This window comes from Chlamydia caviae GPIC (genome assembly GCF_000007605.1).
Lineage (GTDB): Bacteria > Chlamydiota > Chlamydiia > Chlamydiales > Chlamydiaceae > Chlamydia > Chlamydia caviae.
This window is the reverse complement of record NC_003361.3, coordinates 77,327-96,691: the sequence shown is the minus strand read 5'-3', so window position 1 is coordinate 96,691 and position 19,365 is coordinate 77,327. Positions and strand designations below refer to the sequence as shown.

The window sequence follows — 19,365 nt, the reverse complement described above, 5'->3', positions numbered from 1 at the left end:
TAGGTATAAAATTATTTAAGAAGTTACCTTAATATTTAGTTCTTTTAATTGGGAAGTCATAATTTCCGCAGGCGCATTCATCATCAAATCTGCAGCCTTTTGAGTTTTCGGGAAAGCTATTACTTCTCGAATACCTTCAGCCCCTGTTAACACCATCATAATACGATCCAAACCTAAAGCAATTCCTAAATGTGGTGGTGTACCAAAACTTAAAGCATCTATAAAGAAACCGAATTTTTCTTTTATACTCTCGGGCGACAGCTCTAAAATAGAAAAGATTTTATTTTGCAAATCTGCGTTATGAATACGTTGTGATCCCGAAGCTATTTCGTATCCGTTAAGAACTAAATCATAACTTGAAGAGCGTACGGATAAAGGATCTGTATCCAATAAAGAAATATCCTCATCTAAAGGTGAAGTAAATGGATGATGCTCTGAGCATATCTTTCCTTCTTCTTTAGCAAATAGAGGGAAATCTGTAATCCAAACGAAATTGTATTGCGATTCGTTATATAGGTTGCGCTCTTTACCAATCAATCTACGTAGATGATCTAAAGATTGGTTGGCTATAGATTCCGGAGCTGCTATCAAAAGTAAGATATCATTATCTTTAGCACTAAAATCAGCAAACATGGCGTCAAACACCTCTTCTGACGCAAATTTAGCAACATTAGAAGCTAAGCCATTTTCTTGTTTTTTAATCCAAACAAGGCCCATAGCGCCGTAACGCTTTACAAACTCTGTGTAAACATCAAGCTGTTTACGGGACATGTCTGCACCACCAGGAACACAGAAACCTTTTATTGTGCCTCCCTGCGCCAGCTGATCTAAAAAGATAGAGAAAGAAAACTGTTTTGCATGCTCTCGACAATCGCGTAATTGCAAACCAAATCGAAGATCTGGCTTATCCGTTCCATACAAATCTTTTGCTTCTTGATACGTCATTCTAGGCAAGGGCAGATCTATTTTAATTCCCTGAACAGAAAACATCTCGACCACTAATTGTTCAATAATAGGGAAGAGATCATCAGGTGTAGCAAAACTCATCTCAATATCAATCTGAGCAAATTCTGGCTGACGATCTGCGCGAAGATCTTCATCTCTAAAACAAGTGGCTATTTGAAAATAACGATCTAAACCACCCACCATCAGAATTTGTTTAAACAATTGTGGAGACTGAGGTAAAGCATAAAAACTTCCAGGATATATCCTAGAAGGAACAAGGTAATCTCTAGCTCCTTCAGGAGTGGATTTACCTAAAACTGGAGTCACAACCTCAGTAAAACCCTGCTTGTCCATATATTGACGACAGGCCAACATCACTTTATGACGATAAATTAAGCGGTCTAAAATTTGCCCTCTACGCATATCCAAATAGCGATATTCTAATCGCAACTCTTCATTCACATGAATATGGTCATCAGAAATAGAAAAAGGAAGATTTTTAGCTTTCGACAAGATGTCTACTTTTTCAATCTCTACTTCTATATCCCCGGTAGCTAAATTAGCGTTTTCCATACCCTCTAAACGTCGGCATACAGTTCCTTCTACAGAGAGCACCCACTCCGAACGCACAGAGTCAACTAACTGATGTAATTCTGGTTTCTCATCTTCACGACATACTATCTGCGTAATCCCAAAACGGTCTCGTAAATCTATAAAAACGACGCCCCCATGATTACGATAACGATGCACCCATCCGGATACGCGCACACGTTCTCCAACATTGCTTAGGGACAATTCATTACAACGATGTGTTCTGTATTTCATATAGCAACCTTTGCTCTACCTCTTGCTTCGAACCAGAGAACTCTTGGCGTAAAGACATGTTTTTAATGGTTAATTGCTCGGAAAGTAACTCTCTCTCTCCTATTGGACAAACAAAAGTTACTTTCTCTGTATCTGCTGTTTTTAAAGCAGCTTTCAATTTCTTATGTGTCCAATCTACTTCTGTAGGGATGCCTAAACTACGTAAATGTTGCGCCCAAACAAAACAGAAAGAATCCGCTTCCGGCTCAACAGGGATCAAACGTAATTTATGAGAAGATGGAAGTGTTAGATTCCCCTGAGCTAATAGAGTTTGAATAACTCTCTCTAAACCGACTCCAAAACCACATGCAGGAGTTGCGACGCCTCCAGATGCAGCAATAAGTCCGTCGTAACGGCCTCCCCCTCCCAAGGCATAAGAATGCCCTCCGAATGTTGTGATCGCTTCGAAAACCACATCGGTATAGTAGTCTAAACCTCGAACTAATCTCGAATTAATAGAGTAAGGAATATTTAAAGCACTTAAAGCAGAAAGAATCTCATCAAAATATTTTCGATCTTCATCAGACACATATTCAAGAATAGGAGGCGCAGACTTAATAATCTCTTGGTCCTCTGGCTCTTTAGAGTCTAATATTCTCAATAGATTTGTATTAAATCTTTCTTTACTTAAAGAAGACAGGGAATCTAAATGTTGGAGAAAGTATCCACGCAAAACTTGATCGTAGCGCTTACGTGTGGCACTTCCCCCTAAAAAATTCAATTGAATTTGCATATACTGCAAACCTATTGCGGAATAAAAATTCCAGAGTAAGCTGAGAACTTCTGCATCACGAAGAGGATGGCGCACTCCTATAGCTTCTACACCAAATTGATGGTGCTGACGGTACCTTCCAGATTGTTGACGCTCGTAGCGGAACATAGGAAGGATGTAATAGAATTTATTATCTTCACGTTGACTCATAGGATTATCTATGAACGAACGCACTATTGGAGCTGTTCCTTCAGGGCGTAGAGTCAACGACCGTCCTTTCTTATCTAGAAAAGTGTACATTTCTTTTTTTACGATGTCGCTTTGCTCTCCAACATGTAAGAACACTTCTGACTTTTCAAAAACAGGTGTGCGGATTTCTGAGAATCCGTATAAATCACATACTTCATGAATAACATCTTCCACCCGATGCCACAAGGAAGTGTGTCTCCACATATGTTTCGCATCAGTAATATAAGGGAATATATCGAAAACCCCTTTGGGTAAGGCTACTTTCACCGTATGTCTTTAATTTTAATTGAACAAATTTAAGAGTAGAATATCCCAAATTCAGATAAAGAGCAAAATTAAACCCTTCCTATATGAGCATCAAGGGGCTTGTAAAAGATAGGTTCTATAATCTCTCGATGAGGAAACTCGTATTCTTGAACACATACACGTAATATTTTCTCCCAAGTCTTAGGCTCAGAAGGTGACGCCTCTCTATTATTATCTCCAACGCCTATAGGAGTTAAAAATAAACTTATGAACAGTACAGCCAGTCTCTTCACAACACGATTCTCCAAGGCAGTTGCTTCATTTTTCTAGTAATGATAAAACACAAATAGGAAGATGTAATCTGAGGTATTAATAAGTCGATTTATACTAAAATAAGTAAGTGAAAACTACAATTAATCCATGTTTATGTACGCTACAACATGTTATTACGTTCTTGTTTTTTCAATGCCCATATGTTAACCTCGGGTCTTCCCTATTCTACTGAAACTATATTAAATATTTAAACATGAGATCTTATGATGAATATTTGGACCAGATTCTTTCAGCCTCCCAAGCACATTAAAGAACTTGATGATCCAGAATTAGTCAAAAAACAGTACAAGTATTGGAGAATTCGCATCTTCTACAGCATGTTTATAGGGTATGTCTTCTATTATTTCACAAGGAAGAGTTTTACCTTTGCCATGCCTACGCTGATGACAGACCTTGGTTTTGATAAAGCACAACTAGGGATCATTGGTAGTACTTTGTACATCAGTTATGGCATCAGTAAGTTTGTTAGCGGCGTTATATCTGATCAGTCCAACCCTCGTTACTTCATGGCGTTGGGTTTAATTATCACAGGGCTCACTAACATCTTTTTCGGAATGTCCTCCTCTATTCTTTTATTCGCTTTATGGTGGGGACTTAATGGTTGGTTTCAAGGATGGGGATGGCCTCCTTGCGCTCGTTTATTAACTCACTGGTACTCAAAATCCGAAAGAGGGACTTGGTGGAGTGTATGGAGCACATCACATAATATTGGTGGTGCTTTAATTCCTATTCTTACAGGGTTTGCTATTGATTGCTGTGGTTGGCGTGGGGCGATGTTTATTCCAGGTGCCCTATGTATTATGATGGGATTTGTTTTAATCAACCGTCTTCGTGATACGCCACAATCTTTAGGCCTTCCAGCTATTGAAAAATATAGAAAAGCACAAAAGGCTAAAAAACACGAAAAGACAACAGCAGATATCCTAGAAGAAGAAGCTGAAAAAGAATTATCCACTAGAGAAATCCTCTTCACCTATGTCTTGAAGAACAAATGGATCTGGTTATTATCTTTTGCTTCATTTTTCATTTATGTTGTCCGTATGGCTGTAAATGATTGGAGCGCGTTATTCTTAATCGAAACAAAACGTTATGTTGCTGTAAAGGCCAACTTCTGCGTTTCTCTATTTGAGATCGGCGGGCTTTTCGGTATGTTAATTGCTGGATGGTTATCTGATAAGATTTCCAAGGGCAAGCGCGGTCCGATGAATGTTGTATTTTCTTTAGGACTCTTATTTGCAATTTTAGGCATGTGGTATGGCCGAGATCAAGATATGTGGTGGTTAGACGGCACCCTGCTCTTTGTTATCGGTTTCTTCTTATTTGGTCCCCAAATGATGATTGGTTTAGCAGCTGCTGAATTATCCCATAAAAAAGCTGCGGGTACCGCTAGCGGTTTCGCAGGTTGGTTTGCTTATTTCGGAGCAGCATTTGCAGGTTATCCATTAGGAAAAATAGCTCAGGATTGGGGATGGAAAGGATTTTTCATTGCTCTTCTAAGCTGTGCTTTAATTGCTTTGGTTTTATTCCTACCTACATGGAATGCCTCCGAGAGAAGTTTACAGACTAAAAAATAATGCAGGTTGAAACGAGGGATTACTGGTGACTTGGATACCTCTTCACTGTCATTCTCAATATTCCATTTTAGATGCTACAAGCTCTATTAAGAGCTTTGTAGCAAAGGCAAAGGAATATCAAATTCCTTCGTTAGCATTAACAGATCACGGGAACTTATACGGTGCGATTGAGTTTTATAAAGAGTGTCGACAAAATGACATTAAGCCGATCATTGGTTGTGAAATTTATGTAGCTCCCACCTCACGTTTTGATAAGAAGAAAGAGAGAAAAAGCCGCGTAGCAAATCATCTTATTCTTTTATGTAAAAATGAACAAGGATACCGCAATCTCTGCTTATTATCCTCATTAGCATTCACTGAAGGGTTTTATTATTTCCCTAGAATAGATAGAGAACTTCTCAGCCAACATTCTGAGGGCTTGGTTTGTCTATCAGCCTGTCTTTCTGGCTCTGTAGCTCAGGCAGCTTTAGAATCCGAGGAAGCCCTGGAAAAAGACCTTCTCTGGTATCAAAATCTATTTGGTGATGATTTTTATAGTGAAATCCAGCTCCACAAAATGTCAGAGGAGAAAATAGCTTCTCTGGGAGAAGAATGGTTAAAGCACGAGTATCATCAATTTATTGAAGCTCAGATAAAAGTTAATCAGGCTGTATTAGCAACTAGTCGACGTTTAGGAATTCGTTCGGTAGCTACTAATGATATCCATTATATCCATCCTAATGATTGGTTAGCGCATGAGATTCTTCTTAATGTGCAAATAGGCGAAACAATAAGAATCGCAAAACAAAATACGTATATCCCTAATCCTAAAAGAAAAGCTTTCCGCAGTAGGGAATACTATTTTAAGTCTCCTGAAGAAATGGCGCTTCTATTCGCCGATCATCCAGAAACAATCTCCAATACTTTAGAAGTTGCTGATAAATGTAACCTTAGCCTGAATCTTTCGTCTAAGCATTATCCTATTTATGTTCCTGAGTTTCTTAAAGAAAAGCAGACATATACCGAAGAAGAGCGCTATGCAGCGTCTTCTACCTTTCTTCGTGAGCTTTGCGAACAGGGCTTGTTTACGAAATATACTGCAGAACAACTTGCGCATATCTCTAAAAAATTTCCCGATCGCGATCCTCTAGAATTAGTTAAAGAACGGTTAGAGATGGAAATGTCGATTATCATTCCTAAAGGGATGTGTGACTACCTTCTTATCGTTTGGGATATTATCCGTTGGGCAAAAGATAACGGAATCCCTGTAGGTCCTGGCCGTGGTTCTGGAGCTGGATCTGTCATGTTATTCTTATTGGGAATTACAGAAATAGAACCTATCCGCTTCGATTTGTTCTTTGAAAGATTCATCAATCCCGAGCGTTTATCCTATCCCGATATCGATATCGATATTTGTATGGCGGGGCGTGAACGTGTTATCAACTATGCAATAGAGCGGCATGGAAAAGATAACGTGGCTCAGATTATTACTTTCGGAACGATGAAAGCCAAAATGGCTGTAAAAGATGTGGGAAGAACTTTGGATGTCCCTCTTTCTAAAGTTAACCATATCGCCAAGCATATTCCAGAGATGAATACCACATTGGCAAAAGCTTTAGAAACAGATCCTCATCTAAATGAGTTATATACCAATGACTCTGAGGCGGCTCAAGTTCTTGATATGGCGATGCATCTAGAAGGCTCGATCCGCAATACAGGAGTCCACGCTGCTGGCGTTATTATTTGTGGAGATCATTTAACCAATCATATCCCTATCTGTATTTCTAAAGATTCTACAATGATTACCACACAATTTTCCATGAAGCCTGTGGAAAGTGTGGGAATGCTTAAGGTTGATTTCTTAGGATTAAAAACTTTAACGAGTATCCATATTGCTATTCAGGCAATCCAAAAGAAGACTGGGAAGCTATTAGAGATGGCATCTCTTCCCTTAGATGATAAAACGACCTTTGCTCTTTTGCATCAAGGAAAGACCATGGGGATATTCCAAATGGAATCTAAAGGGATGCAAGAGTTAGCAAAAAATCTCTGTCCTGATTCCTTTGAAGAAATCATTGCTATAGGCGCTTTATATCGTCCTGGTCCTATGGATATGATCCCCTCCTTCATTAGCCGAAAGCATGGTAAAGAGATCATAGAATACGATCATCCTCTCATGGAATCGATTCTCAAAGAAACCTATGGCATTATGGTGTATCAAGAGCAAGTGATGCAAATTGCTGGCTCTCTAGCAAGCTATTCCCTTGGGGAAGGTGATGTCTTACGTCGTGCCATGGGGAAAAAAGATATCCAGCAAATGCTTCAAGAGCGTACAAAGTTTTGTGAACGCGCCTGCAAAAATGGTATCGATGCAGATTTGGCAACAACCATTTTTGATAAAATGGAGAAGTTTGCTTCCTATGGCTTTAATAAGTCCCACGCGGCTGCTTATGGATTAATTACTTATACAACTGCTTACCTTAAAGCAAACTATCCTAAAGAATGGCTAGCAGCCCTTCTTACCTGTGACTCTGATGATATTGAGAAGGTCGGGAAACTCATTCACGAAGCCCATAGCATGGATATCTGTATCCTCCCTCCTGATATTAATGAGTCAGGAACAAATTTTGTCGCTACAGATAAAGGGATTCGTTTTGCTATGGGAGCTATCCGCGGTATAGGAAAAGGTCTTGTAGAAAGTATTGTCGAAGAAAGAGAAAAACACGGTCCCTATCAAAGCATTCAAGACTTCATCCAACGTTCTGATTTAAAAAAGGTTACTAAGAAGCATACGGAAAACCTAATTGACGCAGGATGTTTTGATGTTTTTGAATCTGACAGAGATGTTGCTCAAGCGACTTTAGAAACTCTCTATGATACGATATCTAAAGAAAAGAAAGAGGCTGCAACTGGAGTCATGACATTCTTTTCTTTGAATACTATGCATCAAGAACATCGTGTAGCGTTGCCTCCAGCGACCAATGTTGTTCGTAGATCAAAAAAAGAAATACTCAAGAAAGAGAAAGAATTATTAGGCATTTATCTTACTGAGCATCCGATGGATGCCGTTAAAGATATTTTACCTCAACTTTCTGTTGTCAACTCAGGAGAGTTTGAAAATCTCCCTCACGGCTCGGTAATTCGAACCATATTTATTATTGATAAAGTCACCACGCGGATCTCTTCAAAAGGGCAAAGGAAATTTGCTTTGTTACGTGTTAATGACGGTGTGGATTCTTATGAATTACCGATATGGCCAGAAATGTATACTGAGCAACAAGACCTTTTAGAAGAAGATCGTTTAATTTATGCTATTTTATCTATCGATAAACGTAGCGAATCTTTACGCTTATCCTGCCGCTGGATGAGAGACTTATCTCTTATTAACCAAGAGCTCATTCAAGAATGCGATGATATGTTTGATAAGATCAAAGGTCAGATGCAGAAAATGTCGTATTTAAACTTAGAAACTAATAAAGATACGAATCAGAGGAAAACATCTACTATGTCAAAAGCTACTGATAATCGATCTCAAGCTTCTATAGTTAAGCTATCTCTTGATCTTGGGCAATTACGCCATAGTCATTTGTGTGTATTAAAACAAATCATACGCAAATATCCTGGACCGCGTACCCTCTCTCTAGTTTTCACAAAGGACAATGAGCGTATAGCTTCTATTTCTCCTGATACCGACTATTTCGTCTCCAACGATACTAGCGACCTTCAAAAAGACTTAGAAAATTCTCAACTTCCCGTTCGATTTATCGCTGTTTAAATATCTAAAAACGGCTTTCCTGTTACCGCGTTAATGTATTCTATGCGCACACTATTATCCGCAGCCATTAAAGACACCTGATATACAGGAACATAAACAACAGCTTTGTTTAAAATAAGGAAGTTATTTCCAAAAATCATTCCTGCAAGATTGCTTACGCGATCTTCAGAAAATTGTGGCGATACCATAGAGGAGCCTCGAGGTCTTCGCAACCATACAGGAGAAGAGTGGATGATTGTTGTACAACCTTTAATCGGCTGCAGCTGTTGGAAATGACTTCCTATTTGACTGCCCGTAGAGAAAATCAATTTCTTTTTCTGACAAGCACGAATTACCTTATCAGCTCTGATATTTTTCATAGATAGAGCTTGCGCTAAGGAGTCTTTAGTAGCAGCTCCTCCAAGATTTGCTAGAGTTTGCATAACACTGACATCTTGCTTTCCTGCTTTCAACATCAAGCACTCTCTAAATCCTTTAGAATAGGACCATGCTCCTGTATTCAGAACCATCTCACCGTTTGCTAAGTTCCAAAGGATGTCTCCTTCTTGACTTACCATCGTTTTCTTAGCAGCATCTTCTTTAGAAAAACGCACATGCATCAGTGTATGAGGAACAAAAGTTAGCTCTATAGAAGCATTTCCCTCTATATGCTCTGGGAAGAAAGCCAATACTTGCTCCGGAGAGAATTTCCTCTCAAAAACTCGCAGCCTCTCAAATCCAGAAACTTTGCGCACAAATCGGCAACTCTTTTCAAAAACATTCACGCTATAGCTTGCGGTAACTTGCATGGCTTTATGTGCACACGGCACATTATCCCATAAAAAAACTCCGCAAAAAAGAGAACCAACAAAAGTAACAAAGTACAAAACTAACTTTTTCATAAAAAACCTTTTTATTTATTTTACTAAATAAAAAAGTGTTTTATCAAACAAAAAAATTATATTTTGTAAACAAAACAAAAACAACGGATTTGACAAATTCTCTTTTTCTTTTCTATGATAACGTTTTGTTATCATAGCTTCATGCCGGATTTATGAAATCTGTTTTACAGTTCGTTGTTTTATTACTACTTTTGTGTTCTGGATGCTACGCCAGGCCAATTTCTTTTGAGCCTTTTTCTGGTAAATTATCTCCTCAAAAGTTTGTACCTAAATACTCTCCGGAGCAATATCTTTCAGAAGGAAAGAACTATTTAGAACAACAAAGTTACCGTAAAGCATTGCTTTGTTTTGGTATGATTACTCATCATTTTCCAAAAGATCCTTTGTACACTGAAGCTGTATACTTAACTGGAGTATGTTACTTTAAAAATGGTCAACCAGATTTAGCTGAAAAAGCTTTTGCTGCTTACATGCAACTTCCTGATGCTGACTATTCTGAAGAGTTATTTCTAATGAAGTATTCTATAGCGCAGAGCTTTGCTCAAGGAAAACGCAAGCGCTTATTCCTTTTGGAAGGATTCCCTAAACTCGTTAATGCTGATGCTGATGCCTTACGTATTTACGATGAGATCCTCACAGCTTTCCCAGATAAAGATTTAGGAGCTCAAGCTTTGTATCTAAAAGGTGACTTGCTTGTTATTACAAAAGATTTTTCCGAAGCTATTAAGATTTTCAAAAAGCTCACGTTACAATTTTCTGCGCATGCATTATCTCCAAAAGCCTTTGTGCGTCTTTCAGAAATTTATCTTATGCAAGCACAAAAAGAGCCTCATAATGTGCAGTATTTAAATTTAGCAAAGATCAATGAAGAAGCTATTAAAAAACAACATCCTAACCATCCTTTAACAGAGGTTGTCTCTGCTAATGTTCGCTCTATGCATGAGCGTTATGCTTCAGGGTTATACGCTACTGGACGTTTTTATGAGAAAAAGAAGAAGCATCATGCAGCGAGCATCTATTATACTGCAGCGATTGACAATTACCCTGAATCATCTTTAGTAGCTAAGTGTCATAAACGACTAAATAGAATAGCAAAACATTCTTCTTAGTTTTAAGATAATTCTCATGCGTATATTAGTTTTTGCCCTGTTTTCTTGTTTATCCGGTTTAGGACTATCTTCTTGCAGTGGATATACTCTCCTAAATTCTTCAGCGGCCTTATCGGATTTAGGACGCTCTATACGTTCTGAGGGCATCTACATTTCTCCTATTGAAAAAGATTCTTTAGGACAATTGACATCAGCTCTCATTTATGAATTAGGGAAACGTTCTCTTCCTATACGCAACGGAGAAAGTAACGCTCGCTATCTTCTCAAGGTACAGCTCCTGAATGAAGTTGACGAGAATACGGGTTTTACGTATGCCCCAAATAAAATTGATGATAAGACCCCAAGACATTTTATTGTCTCTAGTGAGGGGCGTTTATCTATATCTGCGAAAGTACAACTTATTGACAAGCATTCGGGGAAAGTCATTGTCGATGACTGTTTATCAAGAAGATCGGTCTCCTTTGATTTTGAACCTGATTTAGGCACGGCGAATGCTCATCAATTTGCCTTAGGCCAATTTGAAATGCACAATGAAGCTATTAAGAGCGCTTGGCGTGTGTTATACGCTCATTTAGCTGAGACTATTGTTCAACAGGTATATTATGACCTCTTCTGATGGAGAAGCAGTCTTTCCAGCACTCCTTAGTGAACTTCACAATATGCTCGACTTCGTAAAAGAGACAGGACAACTCAATACATTCCCAAAAGAAAAGCTATTAAAGCTTGAACTTGCCTGCGAAGAACTTCTTGTTAATATCATCTCCTATGCATACCAAGAAGCCCCCTCTCCTGGAAAAATCATCATTTGTTGTGATGGAGATAAAGAGGCTTTAAAGGTAACTATCAAAGATAATGGGCCTTCTTTTAATCCTCTAACGGCATCTATTGATATTCAAGATCAACTTCCTTTAGATGAGAGAAAACTGGGTGGGCTAGGGATCTTCTTAGCAAAAAACTCTGTGGATGAATTTCAGTATGAAAGACATGGAGACTCCAATATCGTTCATCTAAAAATCCATAATAGCGGCACTAGTCTTGATTAAAGCGGAAAGAGCGTAGCGTGCTTTCGGTATCTTTTATGTCTTGTAGATATATCTGAAGTGCTTCAAGAATTAATGCTGATTGATTGTACTCCCCAGAGGCTTGAAATGCCATTTCTGGAGTATAATCCCCTCCAGAATGGTATAAAGCGATGTATCCTCGAGTCACAGCTTCTCCTTGGACAAGCTCAGGCACTAACCAAACAGCAAAATCTGCATTAAATAAAGTGAGTTTATCTGCCGATTCTGCAATGATGAAATTGTTAACAGGAAGATCGCTCATAGACTCGATTTTAAGTTCAGACGCAGAATGGGATAGGACATCGGCAATATCCATGAAGCCCTCAGGAAATGCCGTTCCTTTGTTACAAATAGAACGACGGTAAAATTCTTCTAAAAAATCCAAACTCATAGCGTTTTCCCTCTCACTCATGGTAATTCTTTATTTTAAGGGGCGTCAAGAGCTTTCTCAGACTTACGCGAAGATTCCAACCTAAGTAACAAGCTATCAAAACCCCTACAATGACAAGAGTTTTTTTTAGATCTGGCCTGATTGGTTTTTTTGCAGGTATCTTTACGATTCCTTCGTATGCGAATTCACCTTTCCCCGAAACACGAGGAAATGCCGTAGCCGTCATTCAATCGGAAACTGGCAAGGTGCTTTATGCTAAGGACATAGACAAAAGAATCTATCCTGCAAGCATGACAAAAATAGCCACAGCGCTATTTATCTTAAGAAAACATCCCGATCTTTTGAATCGCTTCATTACTGTAAAACAAGATGCTATCGCTTCAATCACCCCTCAGGCTAAAAAACAATCGGGCTATCGCAGCCCTCCACATTGGCTAGAAACCGATGGTGTGACAATACAACTGCAAAATAAAGAAGAGGTGTCGGGATGGGACCTATTTCATGCGTTATTGATCTGCTCAGCTAACGATGCTGCTAATACCCTCGCTATGGCCTGCTCGGGATCTGTAAGCGAGTTTATGAAGCAATTAAATAGCTTCCTGAAAGAGATAGGTTGCGCTGACACCCATTTTAATAACCCTCATGGCTTGCACCACCCTAACCACTACACAACAGCTCGAGATTTAACCTCTATTATGCGTGAAGGTCTAAAAGAGCCTTTATTTCGTCAGGTTATTCGCACTACCAATTATAAAATGGCCGCGACAAATCTCAGCCAAGAGAGAGTTTTAAATCTTACAAATAAACTCATCCTTCCTGGATCTACCTATTACTATCCTCCCGCATTAGGAGGGAAAACAGGAACAACAAAAGATGCTGGAAAAAATCTTGTCTTCGCGGCGAAAAAACATGGTCGCTCTATTATCACTATAGCTGCGGGCTATCCTACTATGGGGGAGCTTTATGAAGATGTTATCGCTTTATGTGAGGGAGTATTTAACGAGCCTGTTTTACGGAGGTATCTCATTCCTCCTACGGAAAAATATACCTTACGCTTGGGGCTTTTAGGGAAAGTTTCTATTCCTTTACCTAATGGCGTCTACTACGATTTCTATGCTTCTGAAGGAGAAGAGCTTCGAACTATCTGTTTTGTTCCTCATGCAACAAAGTTTCCTATTCAAAAGGGTGATCTTCTGGGTCATTGGGTATTTCGCAATCTCTCTGGGGAGAAGGTCCGTGCTGAACCTCTATATGCACCAGATACTATCCGCCTGCTCGCGATCCAAAAAATCTGTTTGTATGGCAAGCGTGTAATCACCTCATATAGAACGTATATTATTTTGACGTTAATCGTTCTGTATTATAGGAAAACGCGTGCACATCGCAGGAAATCCTCTCGGTATTACCTATGATATAACTCTTTCTTTTAGCTTATGGAAAACCTGGTTTTTGCATAAACTACGTGGGTATTATTGAGATAACAGGGAATATTATGCGCAAATATCTAATTTGTAGCTTGCTTGCTTTTTTCCTACCTATAGCGGGAATTGGAGGCGAAACTTCTGAGAGTTTAGTATTTGCTACATTGTGTATTTCTAAAAATGATGCTCCAACAACATCATCTTGGCACTTTTGGAAAGACCCACAAGTTATCAGAGACGAGCAACATGCCTACTTTCTCAAACAGGTAATTTCTGCATTAAAACGTCCTGAAATATGGAACGACCCTATAAATCTTCTGCATATCTTGTTACAATTTGATAAATTCTCAGAAAAATCCGGAGAATGTCACGATTTATTGTTGGTCATTATCCGACATAGAATAATGACCCTTACCATGAACATGGCATAGGCGTTCTATATAGGTGCCTTGCTACTTTTATGAACAAAGTGGGCAGCAAAAAAGCCGTCCCCGCTTTCTGCTGATAACGCAGTGTGTACATGACGTTCTTCTTCCCACCCCAAAGATTTCATGAACGCAACTTGCTTTTCATTTTCTTGAGAAAGTAGAGAACAGGTAATGTAGATCAGCCTTCCACCAGGTTTTACATAATGCATAGCTTCTCTGAGAATCTTTCTCTGCACTTGTGAAAATGTAGTAAGAAGTTTCTTAGAAAACTGGCTTTTCTTTTCAGGATGCCGTCTGAATACTCCTGATCCTGTACAAGGAGCATCAACAACAACAATAGAAAAGCTATTTCTTCTTAGATGTTGCTCTCCTATAGAAAAGTTCCTTGCTCCCGCTCTACGCAAACGTTGTTTTGCCTCTTCCAAAATATCCTTACGGCTATCATGTAATACAACGTGATGCGCTCTCTCAGCAAGAATCAGACTTTTCCCTCCAGCCCCTGCACAAAAATCTAAAACACGATCTTTTTTACTTATAGGAATGCCTAAAGCGATTTTCTGAGACGATTCATCTTGAACTTCAAATAAACCGCGATGAAAAGCTGCACTATGTTGTAAAGGGTAGCGCTTATCAAAACATAGAGAACCTGGAACAGATCCTGGTGTACAGGGGTATTCTAAACGCTTTTGGAGATCTTCTACAGAAGTCCGTCGTGTATTTACACGAATAGCGCAAGGGGCTTCATGAAGAAAAATCTCACAGAGCTCCTTGGCTCGTTCTTGGCCATAATCTTCGATTAAGCATTCAGCAAGATCATCGGATACAGAATAGCGCACAGGCCAAGGGAGATCTTGATATTTTTCAATATCATCCAAAACGCCTTCTTCAACCTTAGCCACTAAAGTCTCAGGAGTCACCTCTTGATTATCTTGTTGGATAAGAGCTTCTAATAACCGTCGATGACGAAGAATAGCAAAAATACGCGCGCTTATCCATTGACGATCTTTAGAACCTAAAGAACGATGTTGTTTAAAATATAAAGCTACACGATTAGCCTCACCGATAGGTGTGGTGTAGAGCTCATTAAGTAATGTATATAAATGATGTAGACGAAAAGGAACCATAACGGAGGAAGTATACACTTTTTTTACGTTATTTTCCTTTGAAAAAACCTTAAAAGAAAAACTATCTATTTAAACTCTATTATCTATAGCAGAGAAAAGGAGATTTTAAAATAAAGACTAGTATTAAAATTTTTTAAATAGGCTCAATATTTGCTGCCAGAGGGTCGGTTGTGGCGTGTAATAGTTGATCCCTTTTTTCAATAAAGAGTACACCCTATTATCGAAGTCCAAAAGCCAGCGCATTAAAAGTATGCGCATCATTTTCAACCATAATCCTGGACTGCAATCACGGATACTGTACATCCTGCCGATCTGTTCTGGAGCGGCATCGTTAGTTATTGAAATAGCAGTTGTTAAATCTTCAGAAACGATACGCCGAAGGATTTCGGCTAGAAATCCTTGAGCAACAATAGCCTCTTCTGAAGAAAATTCAACAATTTCTTTCCAAGTACTTACCATAGCTTTCCCTTGGGGGGAGAGCAGCTGAGAGCCTACTAAAGAATTTGCAAGAACATCGGAAAGAGAGTTGGTAATAATCCCTCCAAGAATCGCTTGGAAGTCTTCACGACTGAATGTGTAGAGATTTTTTAGTTCTGTGAGTAGGTGGAAATTTCTTTCTGACAGTGTATGTAAAGGCACTACCTTTTCCGAAAGAAATTGATCTAAAAGCTCTAAACTCAAAGGTAGGTAGGTATTTTGGCTTTCTAAAAAAGTCATCAAAGCTTCCATTATGACTTGGGAAGAAGCCTCTGCAGCCATGCTTTCTTTTACCGAAGAGCTCATATCAGTATTTTCTGCATGGATTTCTACATCATGGGTAAAGTCTTCCCATGAAGAAAAATTTGTCTTTTCCTTTCCAAATACAGAATGCGCCACAGTAGAGATTTTATTTAAGGGGCGTTGATGCTCTAGGAAAATGATATTCTTTAATAATAGGAGCTTCTTAACAACGGCCTTTTTTCTCAAGAATGTGTCTTTGCGAAACACTCTATATAAAATACCTGTGTAGGGTGTTTCTTGACGTAGACGCGTATCAATAATAGAAAGGAGCCTTCCTGATAAGGAATAGGAAATCACGGAACGTGAAAAAATCTCCTGAATGCCTTGTTGGATGGTTTCTTTCCTGTCATCGTGATCAGAAGAAAGAGGTGCATTTATAGGCCAAGTTTCTAAAAGAGATTGTTTCTTATTATAGACAAGAGCGCGCGATCCATCACGGATCGCTAATTCGACAACACGTAAATAATAGTCTGTAGAAAATCGCAAATCCAACATCATGGGAAGAATACGACTGTAGCGTTTTCTTTTTGCTTATTCTCTAGAGGAAATATTAATGCATTATTTTTATTTCTACAAATAGCTCTCCCCTATCTTTACCCCAGATCTTGAAAATTTTCTGTATTGCCTTGATACAACCTTCTCAATTTAGATGATCTTGGTTCATAGGAAAAGAAAAAGTTTCGTATGATATCGTTCAGTTTTTTCTCGTATTCCTCACGATCATCTCGGTATGCCTCTTCTAAAGAAGGTAAGTTGCTACCAACAATAGCAACAACTAAATCATAATTTATGGGAACTGGCTGACTGGTTTGTGAAGAATCATCTGCCCATACACTGAGATATTCTGCCATTAAATTTGTATGCGTGCAGCGCAAAGATGAGAGAATTTGTCTCACTGTAGTAGATTCTTGAGAGCCCTTACTTGCAAGATTATCAAGACGCGTAGCCAACTTCAGCATCGCTGTATAGTCGTAGTCAGGATCGCCTTCCTGGAGAGACTCTATAGCTTCCCTGCAACAAATTCTTGCGTTATAAGAAAGAGCGCAAAGTTTTGTAATCCCCCGAACTGTGGCTATAGACTCTGGTTTCTCTCCTTCTACTATGTCCTCCAGCTGTGTTAAAATAGCTGTGGCTTCTACAATACTTGCAATAGGAGCTGTTCCCATGGATATAAAGGCGTCCAACCCCTTCTTTTGCAATTTGCAGAAAAATTCTTGTTGTGAGGCCCACTTGCACGCCATACGCAACATTAATGCAAGCGCCATGGTTCCCTCAGGCCCTTCAGGATCTCCACCGCAAAAATCTATAGACGACTCTGCTTGTCTTTTAGTGATGCAGTTGCACATTTTTCTAAATGCTTTCGTGAAGAACTTTCTTATAGATGCGCAGCACCCCGCGGTTTCTTTTGTAGCTGCTTGAGCTTCAGCAATAGCTGATGCGGGCAGCTCTGTTTCTGCAAAAAGATCGGCATAACCTTTAGAACAGCTCGCGTTTCTTGAACGAGACCCCGATCTATGATGCCATAATCTATAAACTGCGCTACGGATTCTATTGAGTATGCTTCTTAAGAAGCCTTCCTGAGGTTCTGACTGTACTCTGCCTTGCAGATCGCTATTCATTCCTTCAGAAGCATGTGCTTCAGGAATACCACGTTCAGCCTGTTGATCTTCGAAGATAGATTCCACATGATCGGAAATACGATCGTTTAAATCAATATCGTCAGCCTCACCCTCTGGCGAAGAACCCTGCTCTGTAAATAGATCTTTCCATGGGGGTTCAACGCCTCCACCACCTGAAATTGGTGATCCCATAACTAAAACCTCCTCATCCTATTCTTCTGAACTAAAAGCATCCAAGCCTAAGACAGATACTGTTGTTACATAGACTCCGGGATTTAAAGACTTCATTAAATCCAAAGCACCGGCATTCCAACGATTAGCAGTTTTAACCGAAGAAGGCTCATAGTTTCCTGCATTTGTAGCCATATACTTATTGGCTAAGCTCCTTACAACGACCTCACCTTTTCCAGAAAATGAAGACCAGAATTTATGCATACCATTGGGGTTAGTATTTCTTATCTCATTTAAATCTTGAGCAAGAGTTTGCATTGTAGGTTGCCAATCGTAATCTTCCTCAGAATCTCCATATTCACTAACAAGCTGATTTACATAATCCACGTAGTCAACTTCAGGGCTTAATAAGCCTCCCTCTAATCCCATGCGTATCAGCACTTGAAGAAGGACGGAATCCCCATCTTGTCTCTGCTCTTTCTCTCCAAGATCCCATATAGATCGAGCTAGAGAAGACGCTGCCTTTAATGGACGTTCATTAATTCCAGGACGCGCTACTTCTACTTCTTTCTGAGCATCCGCACGTGCTTGCCCTAATCGTGCTGTTAATGTCTGCATACAAGAAACCTTGTAAGCCACCGGCTCTTGAGTTTCTTGACTTGTCCAACGGTCTTTAATCTGACCAGATAACGCCTCTAACCGCTCTTGTCTCGATGCGCTATTAGCTTCTAATTCTGCTTTTAATTTAGCTGCTATGGATTGTGACTCATCAACACCGGAATCTGTACTCACTGTAGAATCTGTACTAGAAATAGAGGATCCACTTTCATGACGTGTTCTTTTAGGATCTCCTGCTGGAGGTTGAGGAGCCTTACGTTTTGTCACCCCAGTTCCACTTGTTGATGGAGATTGTGATGTCCCTGCTGCAGTTGGAGGTGGTGGAGGTGGGGTATTCGGACGTTGAATTCCTCTACGAGGAACTCTTGGAGAGTCCGCTTTAACTCCTGGAGTATAGCCTTTCTTCTGTAATCCTCTAGCAGCACCCTCTGTTGATCTTGCACTATCGCTAGAGCTCGTACTTTCTGTTGATGCTACACTACCTGTATCTGATCCCTCTCCCTCTACATCCATATCTGAATCTGATGCAGTCGAAGATCTACGACTACTAGACGGAGTAGCTAGCTGCGAAGAATCCTGAGAACTTGTTTGTGAAGAGCTCTTACCAAATATTCCGGAGAAGAAACTATTTACAGCGGAACTGATTCTTGATAAGAAACCCTGAGTCTCTGGTGTATTATTTTGTGAAGAAACTCTACTGGGTCCCGCTGCTTCAGAAGATCCTCTAGTTTCCTGGACATCTGGATGTTGCTCATGAGCTCCTGAAATCCATAGATCATTGTTATTGTTTCGACCGCTTGGATTAATTCCCATAGTTTTTCTCCATTTTTATATTTTAATTTTAAAATTAAAACTGATTTAGCCGCACATGTTTATTTAAAAATAAAACCAAAACTGAACAGTTTAATTATAAAAATGAAGAAAAACAAACTAACAAACAAATAAGGCGTATCACGCTGAAAATGTGCTTCTTAGGCTATATGAAGCAGGCTTCTTGAGATTTGAAGAGCGAGAGCGCGTCGAATCGACCTTAACCACTATAAATGAATAGCTTAAAAACAAGGTCTTTAGTTGAATGAGAAATT

At 39.4% G+C, this 19,365-nt stretch carries 15 protein-coding genes; 7 read left to right on the top strand and 8 right to left on the bottom strand.

Annotation, left to right across the window (positions count from 1 at the left end):
* Nucleotides 1-15: 15 nt before the first annotated feature.
* The gene (gene aspS, locus CCA_RS00420) at nt 16-1,770 is read right to left on the bottom strand and encodes an aspartate--tRNA ligase (RefSeq protein ID WP_011006050.1); all 1,755 of its coding nucleotides are present in this window, start codon (nt 1,768-1,770) and stop codon (nt 16-18) included.
* Entirely contained in the window at nt 1,745-3,037 is a 1,293-nt protein-coding gene (hisS, locus tag CCA_RS00415; protein WP_011006049.1) for a histidine--tRNA ligase, read from the bottom strand. Before hisS ends, aspS begins: the two co-directional genes overlap by 26 nt.
* Before the next feature lie 518 nt (nt 3,038-3,555).
* Between hisS and pgtP the strand changes: the two genes are divergently transcribed.
* Nucleotides 3,556-4,923 (top strand): MFS transporter, encoded by a 1,368-nt coding sequence (gene pgtP, locus CCA_RS00405; protein ID WP_011006047.1) that lies wholly within the window; start codon nt 3,556-3,558, stop codon nt 4,921-4,923.
* Nucleotides 4,924-4,948: 25 nt separating this feature from the next.
* Nucleotides 4,949-8,677 (top strand): DNA polymerase III subunit alpha, encoded by a 3,729-nt coding sequence (gene dnaE, locus CCA_RS00400; RefSeq protein WP_011006046.1) that lies wholly within the window; start codon nt 4,949-4,951, stop codon nt 8,675-8,677.
* Here dnaE and CCA_RS00395 read toward each other — a convergent pair.
* The gene (locus tag CCA_RS00395; RefSeq protein ID WP_011006045.1) at nt 8,674-9,558 is read right to left on the bottom strand and encodes a membrane protein; all 885 of its coding nucleotides are present in this window, start codon (nt 9,556-9,558) and stop codon (nt 8,674-8,676) included. The genes dnaE and CCA_RS00395 overlap by 4 nt on opposite strands.
* A gap of 152 nt (nt 9,559-9,710) precedes the next feature.
* Here CCA_RS00395 and CCA_RS00390 point away from each other — a divergent pair, with 152 nt between their 5' ends.
* Genes CCA_RS00390 through CCA_RS00380 form a run of 3 tightly spaced genes read left to right on the top strand, consistent with a single transcriptional unit; the run spans nt 9,711 to nt 11,710 of the window.
* Nucleotides 9,711-10,667, top strand: a complete 957-nt coding sequence (locus CCA_RS00390) for a tetratricopeptide repeat protein (protein ID WP_011006044.1) — start codon at nt 9,711-9,713, stop codon at nt 10,665-10,667.
* 16 nt (nt 10,668-10,683) lie between these two features.
* Nucleotides 10,684-11,283: an LPS assembly lipoprotein LptE gene (lptE, locus tag CCA_RS00385; RefSeq protein ID WP_011006043.1), complete on the top strand. Its 600-nt coding sequence runs from the start codon at nt 10,684-10,686 to the stop codon at nt 11,281-11,283.
* The gene (locus CCA_RS00380; RefSeq protein WP_041462189.1) at nt 11,270-11,710 is read left to right on the top strand and encodes an ATP-binding protein; all 441 of its coding nucleotides are present in this window, start codon (nt 11,270-11,272) and stop codon (nt 11,708-11,710) included. The genes lptE and CCA_RS00380 overlap by 14 nt, the downstream gene beginning before the upstream one ends.
* On the opposite strand, the gene CCA_RS00375 is transcribed toward CCA_RS00380, so the two are convergent.
* On the bottom strand, nt 11,697-12,119 hold the full coding sequence (locus CCA_RS00375) for a hypothetical protein (RefSeq protein WP_011006041.1): 423 nt from the start codon (nt 12,117-12,119) through the stop codon (nt 11,697-11,699). The genes CCA_RS00380 and CCA_RS00375 overlap by 14 nt on opposite strands.
* A gap of 110 nt (nt 12,120-12,229) precedes the next feature.
* On the opposite strand from CCA_RS00375, the gene CCA_RS00370 reads away from it, so the two are divergent.
* Both CCA_RS00370 and CCA_RS00365 read left to right on the top strand, forming a co-directional pair.
* Nucleotides 12,230-13,531 carry a D-alanyl-D-alanine carboxypeptidase family protein gene (locus CCA_RS00370; protein WP_011006040.1) on the top strand — a complete coding sequence of 434 codons (1,302 nt, stop codon included), beginning with the start codon at nt 12,230-12,232 and terminating at the stop codon, nt 13,529-13,531.
* 80 nt (nt 13,532-13,611) lie between these two features.
* The gene (locus CCA_RS00365) at nt 13,612-13,971 is read left to right on the top strand and encodes a hypothetical protein (RefSeq protein WP_041462188.1); all 360 of its coding nucleotides are present in this window, start codon (nt 13,612-13,614) and stop codon (nt 13,969-13,971) included.
* A gap of 5 nt (nt 13,972-13,976) precedes the next feature.
* Here CCA_RS00365 and CCA_RS00360 read toward each other — a convergent pair whose 3' ends face one another.
* The 4 genes from CCA_RS00360 to semD form a co-directional block, all read right to left on the bottom strand.
* Nucleotides 13,977-15,092: an RsmB/NOP family class I SAM-dependent RNA methyltransferase gene (locus CCA_RS00360; protein ID WP_011006038.1), complete on the bottom strand. Its 1,116-nt coding sequence runs from the start codon at nt 15,090-15,092 to the stop codon at nt 13,977-13,979.
* 123 nt (nt 15,093-15,215) lie between these two features.
* A complete protein-coding gene (locus CCA_RS00355) occupies nt 15,216-16,370 on the bottom strand; it encodes a hypothetical protein (RefSeq protein WP_011006037.1) in 1,155 nt (384 codons plus the stop codon).
* Nucleotides 16,371-16,465: 95 nt separating this feature from the next.
* Nucleotides 16,466-17,683, bottom strand: a complete 1,218-nt coding sequence (locus tag CCA_RS00350) for a TmeB family type III secretion system effector (protein ID WP_011006036.1) — start codon at nt 17,681-17,683, stop codon at nt 16,466-16,468.
* Between the two features lie 18 nt (nt 17,684-17,701).
* Nucleotides 17,702-19,093 carry a SemD/SinC family type III secretion system effector gene (gene semD / locus CCA_RS00345; protein ID WP_011006035.1) on the bottom strand — a complete coding sequence of 464 codons (1,392 nt, stop codon included), beginning with the start codon at nt 19,091-19,093 and terminating at the stop codon, nt 17,702-17,704.
* Nucleotides 19,094-19,365 lie beyond the last annotated feature (272 nt).